Annotated in this window: 14 protein-coding genes; 10 read left to right on the top strand and 4 right to left on the bottom strand. The window is 71.1% G+C overall.

Annotation, left to right across the window (positions count from 1 at the left end; genetic code table 11):
• Positions 1 to 17: 17 nt before the first annotated feature.
• The 10 genes from ABD817_RS29530 to ABD817_RS29485 all read left to right on the top strand — a co-directional run bounded on the left by ABD817_RS29530 (position 18) and on the right by ABD817_RS29485 (position 12471).
• Complete coding sequence (locus ABD817_RS29530; RefSeq protein WP_344921474.1) at positions 18 to 1103, top strand: hypothetical protein; 1086 nt, start codon at positions 18 to 20, stop codon at positions 1101 to 1103.
• On the top strand, positions 1100 to 1969 hold the full coding sequence (locus ABD817_RS29525; protein ID WP_344921473.1) for a hypothetical protein: 870 nt from the start codon (positions 1100 to 1102) through the stop codon (positions 1967 to 1969). The genes ABD817_RS29530 and ABD817_RS29525 overlap by 4 nt, the downstream gene beginning before the upstream one ends.
• Positions 1966 to 2685, top strand: coding sequence for an HAD family hydrolase (locus tag ABD817_RS29520; RefSeq protein ID WP_344921500.1), 720 nt, complete (start codon positions 1966 to 1968; stop codon positions 2683 to 2685). Before ABD817_RS29525 ends, ABD817_RS29520 begins: the two co-directional genes overlap by 4 nt.
• Positions 2675 to 2965, top strand: coding sequence for a hypothetical protein (locus ABD817_RS29515; protein ID WP_344921472.1), 291 nt, complete (start codon positions 2675 to 2677; stop codon positions 2963 to 2965). The genes ABD817_RS29520 and ABD817_RS29515 overlap by 11 nt, the downstream gene beginning before the upstream one ends.
• A complete protein-coding gene (locus tag ABD817_RS29510; protein ID WP_344921471.1) occupies positions 2923 to 3579 on the top strand; it encodes a hypothetical protein in 657 nt (218 codons plus the stop codon). Before ABD817_RS29515 ends, ABD817_RS29510 begins: the two co-directional genes overlap by 43 nt.
• 4 nt (positions 3580 to 3583) lie before the next feature.
• Entirely contained in the window at positions 3584 to 4381 is a 798-nt protein-coding gene (locus ABD817_RS29505) for a sugar phosphate isomerase/epimerase family protein (RefSeq protein WP_344921470.1), read from the top strand.
• The gene (locus ABD817_RS29500) at positions 4378 to 6642 is read left to right on the top strand and encodes a phosphotransferase (protein WP_344921469.1); all 2265 of its coding nucleotides are present in this window, start codon (positions 4378 to 4380) and stop codon (positions 6640 to 6642) included. Before ABD817_RS29505 ends, ABD817_RS29500 begins: the two co-directional genes overlap by 4 nt.
• Positions 6643 to 6712: 70 nt before the next feature.
• On the top strand, positions 6713 to 9430 hold the full coding sequence (locus ABD817_RS29495) for a hypothetical protein (RefSeq protein ID WP_344921499.1): 2718 nt from the start codon (positions 6713 to 6715) through the stop codon (positions 9428 to 9430).
• A 195-nt stretch (positions 9431 to 9625) separates the two neighbouring features.
• Positions 9626 to 10855, top strand: a complete 1230-nt coding sequence (locus ABD817_RS29490; protein WP_344921468.1) for an MFS transporter — start codon at positions 9626 to 9628, stop codon at positions 10853 to 10855.
• Positions 10856 to 10992: 137 nt separating this feature from the next.
• The gene (locus ABD817_RS29485; RefSeq protein ID WP_344921467.1) at positions 10993 to 12471 is read left to right on the top strand and encodes a CYTH and CHAD domain-containing protein; all 1479 of its coding nucleotides are present in this window, start codon (positions 10993 to 10995) and stop codon (positions 12469 to 12471) included.
• 201 nt (positions 12472 to 12672) lie between these two features.
• On the opposite strand, the gene ABD817_RS29480 is transcribed toward ABD817_RS29485, so the two are convergent.
• The 4 genes from ABD817_RS29480 to ABD817_RS29465 are packed head-to-tail and all read right to left on the bottom strand — an operon-like array spanning position 12673 to position 17715.
• Complete coding sequence (locus ABD817_RS29480) at positions 12673 to 13689, bottom strand: NAD-dependent epimerase/dehydratase family protein (protein WP_344921466.1); 1017 nt, start codon at positions 13687 to 13689, stop codon at positions 12673 to 12675.
• Positions 13686 to 15158 (bottom strand): cation:proton antiporter, encoded by a 1473-nt coding sequence (locus ABD817_RS29475; RefSeq protein ID WP_344921465.1) that lies wholly within the window; start codon positions 15156 to 15158, stop codon positions 13686 to 13688. Before ABD817_RS29475 ends, ABD817_RS29480 begins: the two co-directional genes overlap by 4 nt.
• A gap of 2 nt (positions 15159 to 15160) precedes the next feature.
• A complete protein-coding gene (locus ABD817_RS29470) occupies positions 15161 to 16420 on the bottom strand; it encodes a hypothetical protein (RefSeq protein WP_344921464.1) in 1260 nt (419 codons plus the stop codon).
• The gene (locus ABD817_RS29465) at positions 16417 to 17715 is read right to left on the bottom strand and encodes a phenylacetate--CoA ligase family protein (RefSeq protein ID WP_344921463.1); all 1299 of its coding nucleotides are present in this window, start codon (positions 17713 to 17715) and stop codon (positions 16417 to 16419) included. The genes ABD817_RS29470 and ABD817_RS29465 overlap by 4 nt, the downstream gene beginning before the upstream one ends.
• Position 17716 lies beyond the last annotated feature (1 nt).

Genomic DNA, 17716 nt, shown 5'->3' with positions numbered 1-17716 from the left:
AACAAGCACCGGACGCGGTGGCTGTCACTTCGGAACGGGTGGTGGACCTGCTGCTGGGCCCGTGGCGGCTGCGGGTCGCCGGTAATCCGTCCCTGGTGGCGGGGGTGATCACGGTGATGGTGCCGCCGTGCACGGTGAGTGCCGCCGGCCCCGGCGCGGACTGGACGATCCGCGTCGATCGCGACGAACTCGACCAGGTACCGGGTGACGTTGACGCGCTGCTCGCCGACCGGCCCGTCCTGGTCTCCCCGCACAGCGGGTCCCGCTTGGCCGTGACCGGCACGGGGAACGGGGTGCTGCGCCTGCTGGGCCTGTACCGGCCGGGAAGCGCCGCGGCGCTGCTGGAGGTCGACCGGGTCCAACGTGTCACCCGCCTCGCCGTCCCTTGCGATGATTCGTCCCGGCGTTGGCCCGACTGGCTGGCCAGGCTGTTCTTCTCCTCCCGAATGCTGGATGGCGGGTGGCGGATGCTGCACGCCTCCGCGGTGACCGTGAACGGTACGGCGGTGTTGTTCGTGGCGGGCAGCCGGGGCGGGAAGTCAACGCTCGCGCACCGCGCCTGCGACGAGCTGGGAGCCCGGTTCCTGGCCGACGATCTGGTGATGATCGGCACGGACGGGATCGTCGCCGGGTGGCCGACTCGGGTCGGTGTCCCCGCGGAACTGGCCGCCCCCTCCGGCGGGGTGGAGCAGGAACGCATGGTGGATGGCACGCTTCGGCGCCGGGTGCTGTTCACCCCTGGCGAGCACCGGGCCATCGTCGACTGGGCGCCCCCAGCCCGGCTGGGTGCCGTAGTACACGTGGTCCCCAGCCCTGATGAGGAAACAGGCCGATCCCCGCGCGCCGTCGAGCTGGAGTCCGCGGAGGCGGAGGCGGTGCTGGCGGGCGCAGCCGATGTCCCCGGGCAGCGCCTGTACTCCACCGATCTGCTCGGGGTGACCGGCGGTCCACCCCCAGGGCAGATCAAGTGGCCTGCGCCGAACTGGGTGGACGTGCTGGCCGGAGTGCCCGCCGTCCGGTTGATGGTGCCCCACCTGCGGGATCTGCCGCACGCCCCGGTGTGGGAGGCGCTGGCCAAGATACTGGAGGTGACAGCCCGGTGAGGAGGGGAACCACGTCGCGGCGGCTGGTGGTCGTGCCCAGCGCCGGACGCACCCTGGCCGTCGCCGTCGGTGACGACGTCATCGTGGCGTGGCCGCACATCGCGCCGCATGTGCCCGGTGCCTTCGCCGAACTGCTGCAACCTGACGAGCATCTGGCGGCCCGCGCAGTCGCTGTCCCGGACGCTCCGCCGGACGCCCGCCGGGTGATCAACGCGCACCTGCATGTGCTGCACCTGGCCTCCGGAACCCTGTGCGTGCACGCTGTCGCGATGCACCGGCCCGGCCAGGGGGCGGTGTTGCTGCTCGGCGGTCACGGCGCGGGCAAGACCCTGGCCGGGCTCGCGCTCGCGGCGCGCGGCTGGCAGTGGCTGGCCGGCGACGTGACCCTGCTCGACGTCGCCGCTGACGGCGGCCCTTTCGTGCGGGGCGGCACCACCGCGATCCTCGGCCGACGCGGCGCGGTCCGTCGTTGGTTTCCCGACCTGGACCTTCCTGAAGCCGGGCCGGTTGTCGTCGATCTGCGCCGGAGTAACACGTCGGCCGTCGGGCCGGGCCGGGTGCCGGTGGTGGCGGCGGTGCTCGTCTGTCTCGACGCCGACCCTTCCGCGGCGGGCGGCGTTCTTGGGCGCGTGGACCGGCACACGGCGGCCACGGCATGGCTACGAGGCAGCGGACACCTGCTCGACCGGCTCCTCGATGCCGGAGAGCAGCCGCTGCGGTCGCTGGAGGACGAGCACGCCCAGCGGCGGCGAATCCGGTACGTGCACGCTCTGGCCGGCTCGACCGGCTTCTACGCGGTGCGTGGCACCCCGTACGACGTCTCCCGCCGCGTCGAACAGCTGGTCGAGGATCGGTGGACGAGATGAGAAAGACGAAACCGGTCAAGGTGGCCGCGGTGGCGGTCGATTTCGGCGGCACCCTCGCCCATCCGGGGCCCAGTCCCGATGCCGCGACCGTGGCGCGGATTCTGCGCGACCTGGACGGCCCGTCGATCCCGGACGGATTCGCCGCAGCCCTTGATGAGGTGATGCGCGGGACGCGCGCCGTCGATCGGCCGCTGCACGAGCAGACGCCGTTCGCAGACCTGCTGCGCCTGGCCGCGCGGGGGAGCGGGGCGGTGCTGGATGATCCGGTGGCCATGGCCAAGGCGGTGTTCAGCGCTGTACCGGACGCCGAGGTCGACCCGGTGGCCGCCCATGCGCTATGGACCCTGCACGAGGCGGGCCTGGTGTGCGTGCTGGCGTGCGACACCCAGCGCCCCGAGAGCGTGCGCCGCGCCACCCTGCGGCAGGCCCGCATCAGCGACTGCTTCGACGCGCTGGTGCTGTCGAGCACGATCGGTGTCCGCAAGCCGCATCCGCGGTTCTACGCCACCGTGATCGAGGAGGCGGGCTGCCCGGCCGAAGAGATCGTGTTCGTCGGCGACACCCCGGCCAAAGACGCCATCGGTCCCGCCGCCCACGGGATGCGCGCCGTCCTGATCAGCCCGGACGGTCGGCCGCCCGGCCTGGCCCCTGGCATCGGTGTGATCGCTCATCTGCGTGAGCTGCCCGCCTACCTGGAGAGCCTTCATGCCTTCTGACCGCACCCATCCCGCGCGGTGCCAGTACGCGGGGCCGCGGATCCGCCTCGCCGAAGGGCGCGCTCACCTGCTGCCCGCCGCGACCGTCCCGGACGGCATGACACCGGCCCGGTTCAGTGTGCTCAGTCCTGGCACCGAACGCCGCCACCTGCGTGCCACCTACGGGCCGGTCGGCTCGCGCGACGCCGGATACATGACGTTCGGCGGTGATCCGACGGCCGGATGGAAACTGGCGGCGTGCCGCACGGCGCCGCGTTCGACGCCTGCGCCGATGGCGTGATCACCGTGCCGCCCGGCACCTGTCTTCAGGTCGCCGCCCTGGCGCGGTTCCAGCAGTTGGCGGTGCTGGGCCTGGACCGGCTTCCTGACCGAGTCGTCCTGGATGACGTTGTGCTGGTCGGCTCCGGGCCGGTCGCGCTCGGCTGCGCCCTGGATCTATGCCGCCGTGGCGCCGCCCGGGTGCGGGTGCTGACCTCCCGGCCGGACCCTCCGATCGGCTGCGTGCCAGGAGTGGAGTGCGTCACCTCCGTGGTCCGGGGCAGCGCGAGCGTGGTCGTGGACGCCGCCGGAACACCGCGCCGCGCCGCAGCCCTGCTGACCAAGGGCGGCACCCTGGGTCTGCTCGGCACCCCAGAGCCGGTGTCGGAGCTGGCGGCGCTCGACCTGCACCGCTCCGGATGGACGGTCGTCGGCATGCACGAACTCCTGGCCGGTCTCGCCTGCTACCAGGACGCGTACACCACGGCGGCGACTTGGCTGACCTGGCACATGGACCCGCACCTGATCGAAGGCTGGTGCCGGATCGTGTTCGGCGAGGGCGCGCCCGCCCTGTACACCGCCTTTCACGGGCCCAACCGCCCCGCCGAACCCGTTGTGATCTTCTCATGGGAGTGAAGCCATGACCCTGCCCCGGATCGGTCTGTACAGCATCTCGGTGCGCGGCCTGAACGTCCCCGACATGCTGGACTGGGCCGCCTCCCATGACATTCCATTCGTGCACCTGCGTGGCGGCCCCCGCGGCGTCGACCTGGCCTCCCAATCGCCAGCGACGGTGTGGCGGTGGCGTAAGGCCGCCGCGCGGACGGTTCCGATCACCGGGGTCACCGCCGACGTCGACCTGGCCGACCTGCTCACCGGTGACGCCTCCGCCCGCCGCCGGGCGGCCTACGACCTGGAAGAGCTCGCCGAAGCGGCGACCATCCTCAACGCCCGATGGGTGCGGCTGCCGGCTCGCACCCCGCTGACCGTAGACCAGCTGGCCCGGGGAGAGAAACTGCGCGCGCTGGCCGACAGCGTGATACCGCTGCTGATCGAGCCGCACCACCCCGGCTGGGTGTTCCCGGCCACGCTACGGTCCCTCGTTGACCTGGTGAACGCCTGCCCGAGGATGGGGCTGCTGGCCGACACCGCGCAACTCGCCGCCGCCCTCCCGAAGCGAGACCGGTTCCCCGCCTGGCTCGCGCCGGTCCTCGACCACACCCAGGTGCTGCACCTGTCGGATCCGGGAACCGGCCTGGACGCGCCTGGGCACGCCGTCATCGCCGCCCTGGCCGCCCACCGCGTCCACGCCGGTCAGAACCTGGAGGTCGCCCTGGAATGGACCGGGGCAGACCGCGGCCCCGACGAGTGTCTGGCCCGCTATCACGCGACGGTCACCTGGTGGGAGCGGCTGACCTCGGCCCTGGAGCCCCGATGAGTAGTGCGCCGCCGGGCGGGGGGTGGGTGGCGGTCACCGACTACCCGGCCTGGCCGAGCCCGTACTTCGCCGAACTGCACCGGAACGTCCCACCCGGCTTTCCGCTCGGTTTCGTCTCCGGTCTCACCGCCCTCCCTGTCCGCCCCACCCGGCCAGGGGTGGTCAACCTGCACCGGCTCAAGCGCCTGTACCGGGATCGGGACGGGCAGCGCACTCTGTCTGCGGCCAGGACCATGCTGGATCGACTGCGGGCTCTGCGCGACGGCGGGTGGCGCATCGTGTGGACGGTGCACAACCTGCTGCCCATCGATGGCGACTCGCCGCGTGACGCCGACTGGTACGCCACCCTCGGCGTCCTCGGCATCGCGGACAGGGTGCTCACCCACACCTACGCCGACGCCCTACACCTGGCCCGGCTCACCACCGCGCCGATCATCGTCGCCGGGTGGGGCGGACTGAGCGCCACGGCGGGCGCCGGTGGGGTGCCGGAATCGGTGCGGGCCCTGCTGCGCGGGCTGCGCGCCGCCCCCTGCTCGATGCTGGCCGTGGGCAACATCACTCCGTACAAGGGCCTGCCCGCGGTCGTGGAGGCGTTCACCGCGCACACCCGGCACGCACACCTGTTCATCGCCGGGCCGTGCCGCGACGAGGACCTGGCCGCCGACCTCGTCGCGGTCGCGCGGGGGTGCGGCGGTCGCGTCCATGTCCACCCGCAGCGGGTGCCGCCTGAGCATGTGCACCACCTGTACCAGGCGGCTGATGCCGCGCTGTGTCCCTACCGGGTCGACGGGCCGTGGGAGTTCTTCACCGGCGTGCTGTATCCCGGCTCGGTCGGTACCGCGCTGGCGTTCGGCACTCCGGTCATCGCCCCGCACCTCCCCGCCATCGCGGAGATGACCATGGGCTCCCCGGCGAGGCTCTACCCGCCGGACGAAGGCCCCGGCCCGGCCATGGCTGCCGCCGAAGCCGCCCACCGATGCCCTCGCCCTCGCCTCCGGCGCATGGGTGACGGCAGCGCGAGGTGGCGGGCCGTCACCGCCGTCTACCGGCAGACGTTCGAGCAGCTCACCTGCGAAGACAACCCACCGGTCACAACAAGCCGAGATAACGTGACGGCTTCCCCCGAGCCCGACACACGCCGTTTCACGTCAACCCGCCCCCACACCGAGAAGACCGAGAAGAAGGAGAAGGCTGCTGTGCCTGATCTCACGACCAGCTCCCCGACGTCCGGATCAGAAGGCCGGATCGCCGCCGCCCTGGCCGGTTCCTACGGGCTGACGGTACGTACCATCACGCGGCTGGCCATCGGGCAGGGCACCGTCAACTACCGCGCCGACTGCGGCGGCGGTCATCAGGTGTTCCTGAAGAGCTACCCCGACGGCACCGATCTGCCCGCCGAACGCGAAGCGATCGCCTTGGCCGGCCTCGCCCTGCGGGCTGGTATTCCCGGAGCGGCGGTGCTGCCCAACGAGGACGGAGACGTCATCGACACCAGCGGCCCGCTGGCGATGTCGCTGTGGGAGTGGGTGCCCGGCCAGGTCGTCACCCGCCTGTCACCCGCCCAGCTCGTCGCTGCCGGCACCACCCTGGGACGCATCCACGCCCTGTTCGCCGACCACCCCACCCCGGCCACCGCCCCTGCGATGGAGCGGTGGCGCGGTATCGACGTCGACGGCCTCGCCGTGACGATCGATCAGCTTCTCGACATCATCGCCGAGCGTGTCCACACCGGGGTCGCCGACTCCTTCGACATGGACGCCCAGCGCACGCTCCTGGAACGCCGCGCCCTGCTCGCCCGCATTCCCGCCCTGCTCGCCGACCTTCCCGCCGGCCTGACCGTGCAGCTCCTGCACGGCGACTACTCACCGGTCAACCTCCTGTTCACCGGCGACGAGCTGTCGGCGGTGCTGGACTTCCGGCCGCCGGAGCCGTTCCTGCTCGCCTACGACCTGGGCCGCATGGCGTTCTACCCCAACACCGTCACCGAGAGCAGCGACTGGCTGGACGCCGCCGCGACCCTCATTGGCGCCTACCAGGAGGCGCATCCGGCCGTGCCTGACGTGGACGTGCGTACCTGTGGCCGGATCGCGCTGTTGCAACTGCTGAGAAGCCTCTACGGCGTCAAACAGCACTACCTCAAGCCCGGCCTGTTCCAGGACGACCTCGACGCCTTCTGGCTGATACGCCACCGGGCGGCGACCACCCTGTTGTCCGAGCTCGCCACGACCGACACGCTCCTGGCGGAGCTGGCCACCGCCTGACCGGCCTTGAGCACTCGCACTGACGACATGCCTTCGAGTTCCCCCGAAACCAAGGGAGATCCCCGTGACCATGGACACCGTTCCCACGTCCGCCACCCGCGCGACCTGGGACGTCCTCCGTGGGCCCATCACGCCCGACGCTCTGGTCCTTGGCGCGGCCGAGGTCGCCGAACGCCACGGCCTGCACGTTCACCGGTCCGACCCGGACAGCCTCCTCATGGTCGACAACGGCGGCGCCTTCCGCGTCGTCGCCCGATGGCGTCCCTACACTCAGGATCGACCCGACACGCTCAGCCACGTCCTGCCCGACCAGCAGCCCGTCGAGATCCTCCTCGACGTCCACCCGGGCGGGCAGGATGTCGCCGAAGACCTGCGGGCGTGGCTGCGAGGGCGGCTGCGCTGCTACGACCCGGCCGAACTGGCTCAGCTCACCGCGAGCATGCCACTGCTGGCCCGTTACGCCGTCCCGGACACCCACCTCGACGGCTGGGCCGTGATCTTCCGCGATCACTATGTGGAGAACACGCTCGCCTTCCTGCTGGCCCTGCAGCGGGTCGGCGTACCCGCCGAGTGGATGTACGCACTGGCCAAGGGCGACCGCACCCGCAACCGTGACCGCGTCCATGCCACGCTTCTGGCGCGCGGGTACCACAGCGGTCTGCTCGACAACACCTTGATCAACGCCCCGGAGAGCCGCGCCGACGACCTCGCCCAAGCCCTCGCCGCGGTGGACGCGTTCATCGATGCCGCCCACTCCGTTGGGCGCCGAGTGCTGGTCATCGACGACGGCGGCCTGCTCGCCCAGGGATACGGCCACGCCGACGCGCCCCGCCGGGTGGACGCCGTCCTGGAGCTGACCGTTTCCGGGCTCAAGCGCATCACCGCTGCCGGGGCACCCGTCATCCCGGTGTTCAACCTGGCGCGCTCAGTGCTGAAGACGAACCTCGGCTACCCGGAGATCGCCGATTCGTGCCTGCGACGGCTGCGGGAGCTGTTGCCCGCCGTGAAGGTCATCGGCCGCACGGTACTTGTTCTGGGCTATGGCACCCTCGGATCACGCCTGGCCTCTGCGCTGCGCGCCCAGGGCTGTCAGGTCCACGTTGTCGACCCAGAGCCGCTCGCCCTGATCGCCGCCGCCGAGGCCGGCCATCCCACCTACCGCACCGCCGTTGACGCGATGCGTGCGGTACGGCCCTTCCTGCTGGTCGGCGCCACCGGGGAGGACGCGCTCACCGCCGAGGCGATCGGGTCGCTGCCCGACGGCGTCGTCCTGGCCCCGTACGCCACCCGCGACTTCGCCCTGCTGGCCACCGATCCGCAGCTCACTGAGACGGTGGTTGAGATTCCCGGGATCGGCCGCCGCTACCGTCTACGGAGTGGCGCCAAGGTGACGGTCCTCGGCGACGGCCGCTCCCTCAATCTGTTCGAATCGGATGCCATTCCCAATCAGGGCTACGACGCCTACCGGGCCGGAACGCTCATCGCCGCGAAAGCCCTCTGCTCCCAGGCCGACGTGACTCCGCCCGGAGTGCACACCGAGCTTGTCGACGACATCATCACCACCTCCGGCCTGTACGACGCCTACTACGACACCTACTTGGCCGCCGGTGTGCACACGTGGACCGCTGAGGCCGGCCTCGCGGCTCTGTCCGGCACCGCGGCGTGCGTGGTCGGCTATGGCGCCGCCGGCCGACTGCACGCTCGGCTCCTCGCCGAAGCCGGAGCCCGGCTGACGATTCTCGACCCCAAACACCAGGATCTGCCTCAGTCCTACCGAAGCTTTCGTCACGGTGTTGAGGAGCTACCAGCGGAGGTCGCCGCCGACATCGGCCTGTGGTCGGTGTGCTGTCCCACCGCCGATCACCTCCCCGTACTGCAGTCGATCCTCACCCATGATTCGGCTCCACGGGTCCTGCTGGAGAAACCCGCCTGTCAGGGACACGAGATCGACGCGTTCGTGCGCCTGCTCGACGAACACCCCAACGCCCGCATCATGATCATCGATCAGTATCGGCACGCCCGCGCTCTCGATCTCGCCGCCGACCTCCTCCAGGAGTACGCCCCCGGCGTCCCGACCCACCACATCACGGTCACGTTCACCAAGGACCGCAGCGATGACATCGCCGTTGGCAGGTTTATCGACCGCACCTACGGGGTCCTCGGCTACGAATGGCTGCACATGCTCGCCGTGCTGCGCCGTTTCCTGTCTCCCGATGACTTCGCCGTCTACCTGGCGACGCGCCCACAGCGGGCGACGCTCCGCGCGATCTACGACTCACGGCTGTTCGTGTCGGGCCTCACCGAGCATTCCACCCTCCACACCGGCGACGCCGTCATACATCTGGAGCTCAACTCCAGCATCACGACCCCAGCCGTCGTCCTGGACAACGTTCCCGATCAGATAGGCGGGTGGCGGCGCGGCATCCGCCCCGCCGACGACCGGCAGCGTTACCTTACCGTCCACGCCGGTCGCACCCAGGTCACCGTGCACCTCGATCCGGTCACCACGGCCAGTGGGTGGCAGCTGAACCGTAACCACCACCGTGTCACCGTCGAGCAAGACGGCAACGTCCTGCATGACGAGGTCGTGGAGGACTCACCGCTGCGAGCGGCCATCCGCGCCGCCGCCGACGCGCTGACCGGTTCTCAGCCGCTACCACCGCTGGACCTGGGACCGCTGCGGCGGATCACAGCGCTCGCGGAACACCTGCGCGCACAGCGGCCTGAACGGCACACGGTGCCGCCCGAGCCGACGGCGTACGACGACACCCGTGCCGTAGCGGGGTGAACGGGCCGTTCGCGTTCCAGGTGCAAGTCACCTCCGCCGGAGCGGCCTCGGCGGACCGGAAAGCGCCTTGATCCGGTCGTAGACGGTGTGATTCGGTGGATGCGGGCCGGGGCTGTGGGGACACGGTGGGGGGACGGTCGCGATCGGTCAGAGTGTCGGGCGAGCGTCGGGGGGCCGGTGGAGGAACCAGCGAAGGTGCCGCGTTCGTTGTGGCGGGATCGTGACTTCGGTGTCTTCTGGGGCGCGCAGACCCTTTCCGTGGCCGGTGACTCGTTCGCCCTCATCGCCGTTCCCCTGCTCATCCTGAACGTGACGGGATCCGTCGCGCAGATGGGCCTGCTCACCGGTGTCTCGGGCGCTGCCTCGGTCGTCGCCGGAGTGTTCGCCGGGGTCCTCGTCGACCGGTTCGACCGGCGTACGCTGCTCATCGTCTGCGACCTCGTCAGGCTCGTCCTGTACGCGCTGATCCCGCTGGCCTGGATGACGGGGCCGCACATCTGGCTGCTGTACGTGGTGTTGCCGCTGGCCGAGGCCGTCGGCATGGTCTTCATGGTCACCTACGTGACCGCGGTGCGTAACCTCGTCGGCGAGGAGCGTGTCACTGACGCCAACGGCAAGCTCTACGCGACCGCCGCCGCGGCGGGGATCCTCGGCCCGATGCTGGCCGGGGCGGTGGCGGGCGCGTTCGGCCTGACCGCCGCGATCGGCATCAACGCGGTGAGCTTCGCGGTGTCCGCGATCGGGGTCTACCTGATCCGCATCCCCCGGAGCACCGGCGGGCCCGCGGCGCCCGCCGTACCGGAGCGGCCGTGGCGCGAGATCCTGGCCGGGGCGGTGTTCCTGTGGCGCCATCCGGTGCTGCGCGTTCTCACCGTCCTGCTGTCGGTCTTCGTCTTCCTGACGCTCGGCCTGACCGACCTCGTGATCTACCGGCTCAAGCACGATCTCGGTCAATCCGACTCCGCTGTCGGCGTGGTCCTCGGCATCGCCGCCATCGGCACGGTGATCGGCTCCCTCCTGGTCGCGCGCCTGCGCAGGCGGGTGGGGTTCGGCCCCGCGTGGATCGGCGCGCAGGCCGTGGCCGGACTCGCGATCGTCGGTGCCGGATTCGCGGGCTCCGTCTGGGGGGTGGCCGCCATCGTGGCCCTCTATCTCGGCTGCGTGAGCATCGCGGGGATCTGCTCCATGTCCCTGCGCCAGCAGGTGACCCCCGACCACATGCTCGGGCGGGTCACCTCGGCGTTCTGGACCATCCACTTCTCGATGGGGCCCGTCGGCGCGGCCGTCCTCACCTGGGGCGCGGCTCATTACGGCGCCACCCCGGTCTTCGTCCTCGCGGGCGCCGGCTGCCTGCTGATCGCGGTGACCGCCCTCTTCACTCCCGTACGCGGGAGATACCCGGAGAACGCGGCTCCCGATTCATGACACATCGCCCGCCCGGTCGGGGCGTCGTTGTCACAGTGACCTCGGAGGCGATCGGCTGAGGTTCCTGGACGGATAACAGGGCATCAATAAATACTGCGAAGACATGGTAGATATCTGGGCAAATCAGGGGATGACCTGTGGCAATAGAGATTGAGGACAAGTTCGACGTGCCGGTGGACTACCGGCTGCCGGATCTCACGGGCCTGCCGGGCTCGACGGAGGTGGTGGGGCCGAAAACCCACCAGCTGGTCGCCCTTTACTTCGACACGCCCGATCTGAGACTCGCCGCCCGAGGGATCACCCTGCGCAGGCGCCGGGGCGGCACCGATCCGGGCTGGCACCTCAAACTTCCCAAGGCCAAGGGCGTCCGGCAGGAGATCACCCATCCGCTGACCCGGAGCGCCAAGATCGTCCCCGTTGAGCTGGCGGACCTGGTGCTCGCCTACACCCGGGGTGCCCCGCTCGGGCCCATCGCCGAGCTGGACACCCGCCGCGCCGTCACCACCCTGGTCAACGGTGCCGGGGTGAGGCTCGTCGAGATCGCCGACGACCGGGTCAAGGGAACCGTGTTCGGCGGCGAACCCCACGTCGAGCGCTGGCGCGAGGTCGAGGCGGAGCTGCTCCAGGGCGACGAGAAGCTGCTGAGGAAGGTCGGCAAGCGGCTGGGCAAGGCCGGAGCCGTCCCCGCCGACTCGGCCAGCAAGCTCGCGCGCCTGCTCGGCGGCGCCGGAGCGGTCTCGGAGCACCCCCGCGCCGAGACCGCTCCGGGGTCGGCGGGCGAGGTCGTCGTCGACTACCTCACCTCCCAGGTCGGCGCGCTGCTCGCGCAGGACCCCCGGGTCAGGAGGGCGGAGGAGGACGCCGTCCACCAGATGCGCGTCGCCGCCCGGCGGCTCCGCAGCGCGCTGAAGTCGTTCAGGACGGTCGTCGAGGGGACCGAGAACCTCCAGGAGGAGCTCAAGTGGCTCGGTACGGTCCTCGGCGAGGCCCGTGACCTGGAGGTCATCCGCGAGCGGTTCGCGCGCAGGCTCGACAGCCTGGACGACGCGCTGATCGTGGGTCCCGTCAGGGCACGCCTCAGCTCCGACCTGCTGGACGACGAGCACGAGGCCCTCGACCGGATCAGGGACACCCTCGGCGGGGAGCGCTACTTCGCCCTGCTCGACGCCCTCGACGACCTGACCGGCACCCCGGTGCTCACCAAGGCCGCCGGGAAGCCCGCCGACACCCTGGACGTCGTCGCCGCCAAGAGCTGGCGCCGGGTCACCAGGGCCTACGACACCGCCCAGGCCATCGAGAACGAGTCCGAGCGCGAGATCGCCATGCACGACGTGCGCAAGGCGGCGAAGCGGGCCCGCTACACCGCCGAGGTGCTTGGCATGAACAAGCTGGCCAAGCGAGCGGAGGCCGTCCAGGAGGTGCTGGGCACCCACATGGACGGCGTCGTCGCGCAGGAGCGGCTCGCGGCCGAGGCCGCGAACGCCCGCCTGGTCGGGGAGGACACGTTCACCTACGGCGTGCTGACCGGAGTGGAGCGGGCCGGGGCCGCGCGCGCGTGGGAGGAGTTCCCCCGGGTCTGGGAGGAGACCACGGCCGCCGTCGCGAAGCTCCTCTGACGTTCCCGGCGTCCGCCTCGTCCGGGTGGGGCCGGACGCGGCCCGATTGTGAGACTCCTCCGGTGTTCTTGGTCGTCCGTCTTGTCCGGGGGGCCGGACGCGGCCCAGTCGTGAAGCCGCTCCGACATTCCCCGCTGTCCGCCTTGTCCGGGTGGGCCAGGTCGTGAAGCCGCTCCGGCGCCGAGGGGGAGGAGACCGTCGTCAGCGGATCCTGGACACGGCCCGCCACGACGGCGGCATGTTCTTGTCGACCTCGATCCCGTCGAACACGGAGGGCTCCTGCGGTCCCTGCTTCCGGGCCCAGGCGGCCATTCTGGCCAGCCCCTCCGTGAGCGGCACCGAGCCGGCACCGACCCCGAGGAGGTCCCGCGCCTTCTCGTGGGAGGAGTACGCGTGCACGACCTCGTGGCGCGCGGGAAGGTGGTCCACGCGCAGGGGCGCGTCCATGGCCGCGGCCACCGTGGTCGCGAGCTCGTTGACGGTGTAGGGCGTGTCGCCGCCGATGTTGAAGGTCTGGCCGTACGCCCGCGGGTTGTCCACGGAACGGGCGATGGGCAGCGCCACGTCGTCGATGTAGCTGAACGCGCGCGTCTGCTCGCCGTCCCCGAAGATCGTGCAGGACTCCCCGCGCAGGATCTGGTTCATGAAGATACCGATGACGTTGCGGTAGCGGTCGCCGATGTTCTGCCGTTCGCCGTACACGTTGTGCGGGCGGAAGATGATGTACGGCAGGTCGAAGATCTCATGGCTGACCTTGAGCTCCTGCTCGACGGCGTACTTGGCGATGCCGTACGAGTCGATCGGCAGGGGGGTGAGGTCCTCGCTCATCGGCGGCTCGGCGTCGCCGTAGACCGCGATCGAGGAGGTGAAGACGAAGCACCGCACGGTCCCCGCGTTGACCGAGGCGTTGATGAGATTGACGCTGCCGATCACGTTGTTGGTGTAGTTGTACCGCTTGATGAAGTGACTCAGCCCCTCCGCGGCGTAGGCGGCCAGGTGGAACACGTAGGTGAACCGCCACTCCGCGAACAGCGAGTCGACCAGCCCGGCGTCACAGACGCTCCCGGCGACGAAGTGCGCGCCGTCCGGCACGTTGGCCGTGTCGCCGCCGGAGAGGTCGTCGAGGACGACGACCCGGTGACCCGCGCGCAGCAACTCGGCCGCGACGTGCGAGCCGATGAACCCGGCGCCGCCGGTAACCAGGGAAGTGATCGTCATAGCGGGAGTTCCTTTCCGCCGGTCGCGATGACCTGGCGTTCCGAGGTGGGAGGTCGCCCTGCCGCCAGCCGGGTGAGGCCGAGCAGGCGGAGGCTGGGAACGGTCATGACGGTGGTGACGAGCGCCATGATCACCAGTACGGTGAACGCGTTGCCGTTGATGACGCCGATGCTGAGGCCCGAGCTGAGCACGACGATCTCGGTGATGCCGCGGGCGTTCATCAGCACCCCGAGGCCGAGGGCGAGCCTGGGGGGCATGCCTCCGGCCAGGGTCACCAGCCACGCGCTGCCGAGCTTGCCGAGGATCGCGACCACCAGCAGCAGCGCGCCGCCCAGCAGCACCCCGGGATGGGTGACGGCGAACCGGACGTCCACCTGGAGGCCGATCGAGGCGAAGAAGACCGGGAGCAGCAGTACCTGGTTGAACGTGCCCAGGCGGGCCGGCATGGTGCCCAGCGCTCTCGCTTCGCGCGGCAGCACGATACCGGCGAGGAAACCGCCGAAGATCGCGTGAACGCCGATCAGGTCGGTGATCGAGGCCAGCGCGAAGACGAGGCCGAGCACCAGGCCGAGGCAGACGGGAGCGGGCAGTCTCACGTGCGCGTACCGCAGCGCGAGGGTTCGCAACGCCGGTCGCACCACCAGGAGGAGCACCGCGCACAGGGCGGCGGTGAGCGAGAGCGCGACCACCACGCCGGACGCGCCCTCCGCGCGGAGGATGGCGAGCACCACGGCCAGCGCGCACCAGGCGAGCACGTCGGCGACGGCCGCGCAGATCATGGCGAGCGACCCGAGCCGGGTGCCGCCCAGCCCGGTCTCCTGGACGATCCGGGCGAGTACGGGGAACGCCGTGACGCTCAGCGCGGTGCCGACGAAGACGGCGAACGGGACGAGCCCGACCGAGTCGCCCGCGAACATGTCGAACAGCGGCAGCGCGGCGACCACGCCGAGGGCGAACGGGACGACCATCATCGCCTGGCTCGCCGCTCCGATGACCCCCCGCTGGCGGCCGAGCACGCCGTGGTCGAACTCGGTGCCCACGGTGAACATGAACAGCGCGAGACTGGCCTGGGCGATGAGGTTCAGGTGCGGCAGGATCGTGGCCGGCAGGACGGCGGACACCACGCCCGGGGCGAGCGACCCGAGCACGGACGGCCCGAGGACCAGGCCGGCCATGATCTCGCCGATCACCGGAGGCTGGCCGACGCGCCTGGCCAGCACGCCGCCGAGCGAGGCCAGGCCGCCGATCACGGCGATCGCGAGGAAGAGCCTTGCCGCCAGCTGGATCGGGGACGAGGCGTGCGCCGCGTCCGCGGTCGCCTGGTGGGCCGTGGACGGCGACACGGAGAGCCCGGTGACGACGAGCAGCAGCACGGCCGCCGCGGTCAGGCCGACGGCGACCGCGACACCTCGCGCGGGCGCGGGCATGAGCCGCTGTTCCGTCTCCTCGAGCGGCGTTTCCGGATGCATGGTCACACTCCTGGTGTGGGTTGGGGTTGTGACCGTCCGGGGGTGAGCCGGCGCAGGACGACGGCCGCGTGGACGAGTTCGCCGCAGCCGAGTACGGTCACCGCGCCGAGCGCGCCCGCCCAGGGCACGATGGCGAAGGCGAGCGCCCCCATGGCGACGAGGGAGACGGCGGCCCCGTACGCGGTCGTCCGGAGTGCCTCCGGGGTGGCGTTCTCCATCAGGTAGTTGACGCTGCCCATCGCGAAGAGGATCGGCACGCAGGCCGCGTACAGGACGAGGACGCCGGGCCCGCCCAGGTCCCTGAGCAGCAGGAGCGAGGCGCCCAGGGTGACCGCCAGGTAGGGCACCCCGGCGAGCACCAGCAGTCGCAGCCAGCGGGCGAGCGTGCCGAGCATCGAGGTCAGGTCGCGCTGGTGCAGCTCGCGGGACACCTGCGGCTGCAGGATGCGCAGCAGGTAGGCGAAGGCGTTCAGGAGGACCGAGGAGGCGACGACGGCCAGGTAGAGCCCGCCGCTCTCGTCCTGGGCACCCGTCACGGACAGGGCCAGGAACAGCAGGCTGACCGAGACGCCGCCCACCACGTCGGCGACCGCCATGAGCGCCGAGGTGCCGACCGAGGCGCGGACCAGCGTCCTGCGGCGCAGCCCGGTGAAGTCGGGCCGCAACCCGGCCAGCAGCGCCACGTTGAGCACGATCAGGGTGAGCACGTACAGGGCCAGGAACGTGGCGGGCGGGGTGCCTGTCATCCCGGCCACTGTCAGCCCGGCCAGTACCACAGCCAGGACGAGATGGTTGGCCACGTCCCTGCCCGGCCGGTCGACGGCGCGGCTCAGGCCGACCAGCACCTGGTTGCCCCCCGCGCAGATCGCCCACAGCCCGGCCAGGCCCGGCAGGAGCGCGTCGTCACGGCCCAGGAGCAGCACGGCCAGGACGGCGAGCGAGGCCAGCAGCAGCGCGGCGGCGAGCGCGACGAAGATCCCGATCAGCCGGTTGACGGTGTGGCGGGCCCGCGGGATCAGCTTCAGCGCGCACTTCTCGATCCCGAGGGAGGAGATCGGGAGGAGGAACGCCGCCCCGCCCATGGCCGCGGCGTAACCGGCGTAGCCGGTGGAACCCCACGCGCCCGCCAGGGCGATGTTGGCGAGCACGATGGTTCCCCGGTAGCCCATGCGCGCGCCGACGAGCGACGCCATGACCTTCGGGGCGACGGTGAACAGGTTCCTGGCGCTCACCCCGCGACCGGTCGTTCCGGTGCCCGTCATCCGGGAGCGTCTCCGTAGTCGGAGGTGACGAACTTCCCCTTGCCGCCCGGTGTGATCTTCACGGACTCGGCCGTCACCACCTCGAGCGGGAAGTCGCCCCGGGCCAGCTCGAAGAGCCTGGCCCGTACGCTCTCGAAGAGCCCGGCCTCGCCGGGAACGTCCGTGCCGGGAACGTCCGCGCCGGGAACCACGTGCAGGCGGACCAGTCCGGTGGCCTCCTGGTGGACGAAGCACTCGCTGATCCCCGGGTGGGTGGCGGCCAGGTGCAGGAACGCGTCGGGATAGAGCCGCTCCCCGGTGGGAAGGGTGACGAAGTCGTTGCTGCGCGCCTTGGTCAGCCGCAGGACGCGGAACCTGCGCCCGCATCCGCACCGGCCGGGCTCGATCAGGCCGATGTCCCCGAGGTTGTAGCGGATGAGCGGCATGGCCCGCTCCAGGAACGAGGTGACCACGACGTGGCCCTCCTCGCCCGCGGGGAGGGCCCGTCCCCGGTCGTCGACGATCTCGCAGTAGACGCGGTCCTCGCTCAGGTGCGCCCTGCCGTGCGTGCAGTCGTAGGCGACGTTGAGCACCTCGAACGCGGAGTACTCGTCGAACACCGGCGCGCCGAACTCCTCGGCGAACATCGCCCGATGCTCGGGGAGCAGGAGTTCGGACTCGGTCATCACGATCCGCAGGGTCCGTCTCAGCCGGGTCAGCTCGGCGGCGGTGAGGGCGCGCAGCAGCGCGCGCAGGTGAACCGGGTAGCCGATCAGGACCTTGGGCCGGTTGGCCAGCAGTTCGGCCTTGATCTCCGCCATCGGGCGGTGCGACAGGATCACGTGCCTGCGGAACAGGTTGACGCGCTCGAAGATCCGGCCGGGCGGGGCGAACGGCCGGATGTGGGTGAGCCTGTCGGTCGGCAGGTAGCGCCCGGTGGCCAGGAACCGGCGGACCAGGGCGGCGCCGTGGTAGTCGTGGGCGGCCTCGTCGTGCAGGATCCGCACCCGGCGGCCGGTGCTGCCGCTGGTCTGGAAGGACCTGCACCTCGCCGGGTCGACCCCGTCGGCGAGCAGGTTCTCCAGTGGCCGCTCGCGCAGCACCTCCTTGTCGAGCACCGGCAGGCCGGACAGGTCGGCGAGGGCGGTGAGCGGCGCGCGGGAGTAGCGGGGGTCGTCCCGGTAGTACGGGACACGGGTCCCGGCGTACTCGATCATCCGGTTCAGCTCACGCAGCTGCCGCCGCCGCAGGCCGGAGGGGCTGCCGTACTGCCTGGCGACGGTGATCGGGATGTAGCAGGCCTCGCGGAGGAACACC

It is taken from the genome of Streptosporangium oxazolinicum (assembly GCF_039537505.1).
Classification (GTDB): Bacteria; Actinomycetota; Actinomycetes; order Streptosporangiales; family Streptosporangiaceae; genus Streptosporangium; species Streptosporangium oxazolinicum.
This window is presented reverse-complemented; position numbering and strand designations above follow the sequence as displayed.

Bases quoted from the DNA above. Each gene is read 5' to 3' on its own strand.
- ABD817_RS29520 (WP_344921500.1), top strand. From the start codon at position 1,966: ATGAGAAAGACGAAACCGGTCAAGGTGGCCGCGGTGGCGGTCGATTTC.
- ABD817_RS29515 (WP_344921472.1), top strand. From the start codon at position 2,675: ATGCCTTCTGACCGCACCCATCCCGCGCGGTGCCAGTACGCGGGGCCG.
- ABD817_RS29505 (WP_344921470.1), top strand. From the start codon at position 3,584: ATGACCCTGCCCCGGATCGGTCTGTACAGCATCTCGGTGCGCGGCCTG.
- ABD817_RS29500 (WP_344921469.1), top strand. From the start codon at position 4,378: ATGAGTAGTGCGCCGCCGGGCGGGGGGTGGGTGGCGGTCACCGACTAC.
- ABD817_RS29495 (WP_344921499.1), top strand. From the start codon at position 6,713: ATGGACACCGTTCCCACGTCCGCCACCCGCGCGACCTGGGACGTCCTC.
- ABD817_RS29480 (WP_344921466.1), bottom strand. From the start codon at position 13,689: ATGACGATCACTTCCCTGGTTACCGGCGGCGCCGGGTTCATCGGCTCG.
- ABD817_RS29475 (WP_344921465.1), bottom strand. From the start codon at position 15,158: ATGCATCCGGAAACGCCGCTCGAGGAGACGGAACAGCGGCTCATGCCC.
- ABD817_RS29470 (WP_344921464.1), bottom strand. From the start codon at position 16,420: ATGACGGGCACCGGAACGACCGGTCGCGGGGTGAGCGCCAGGAACCTG.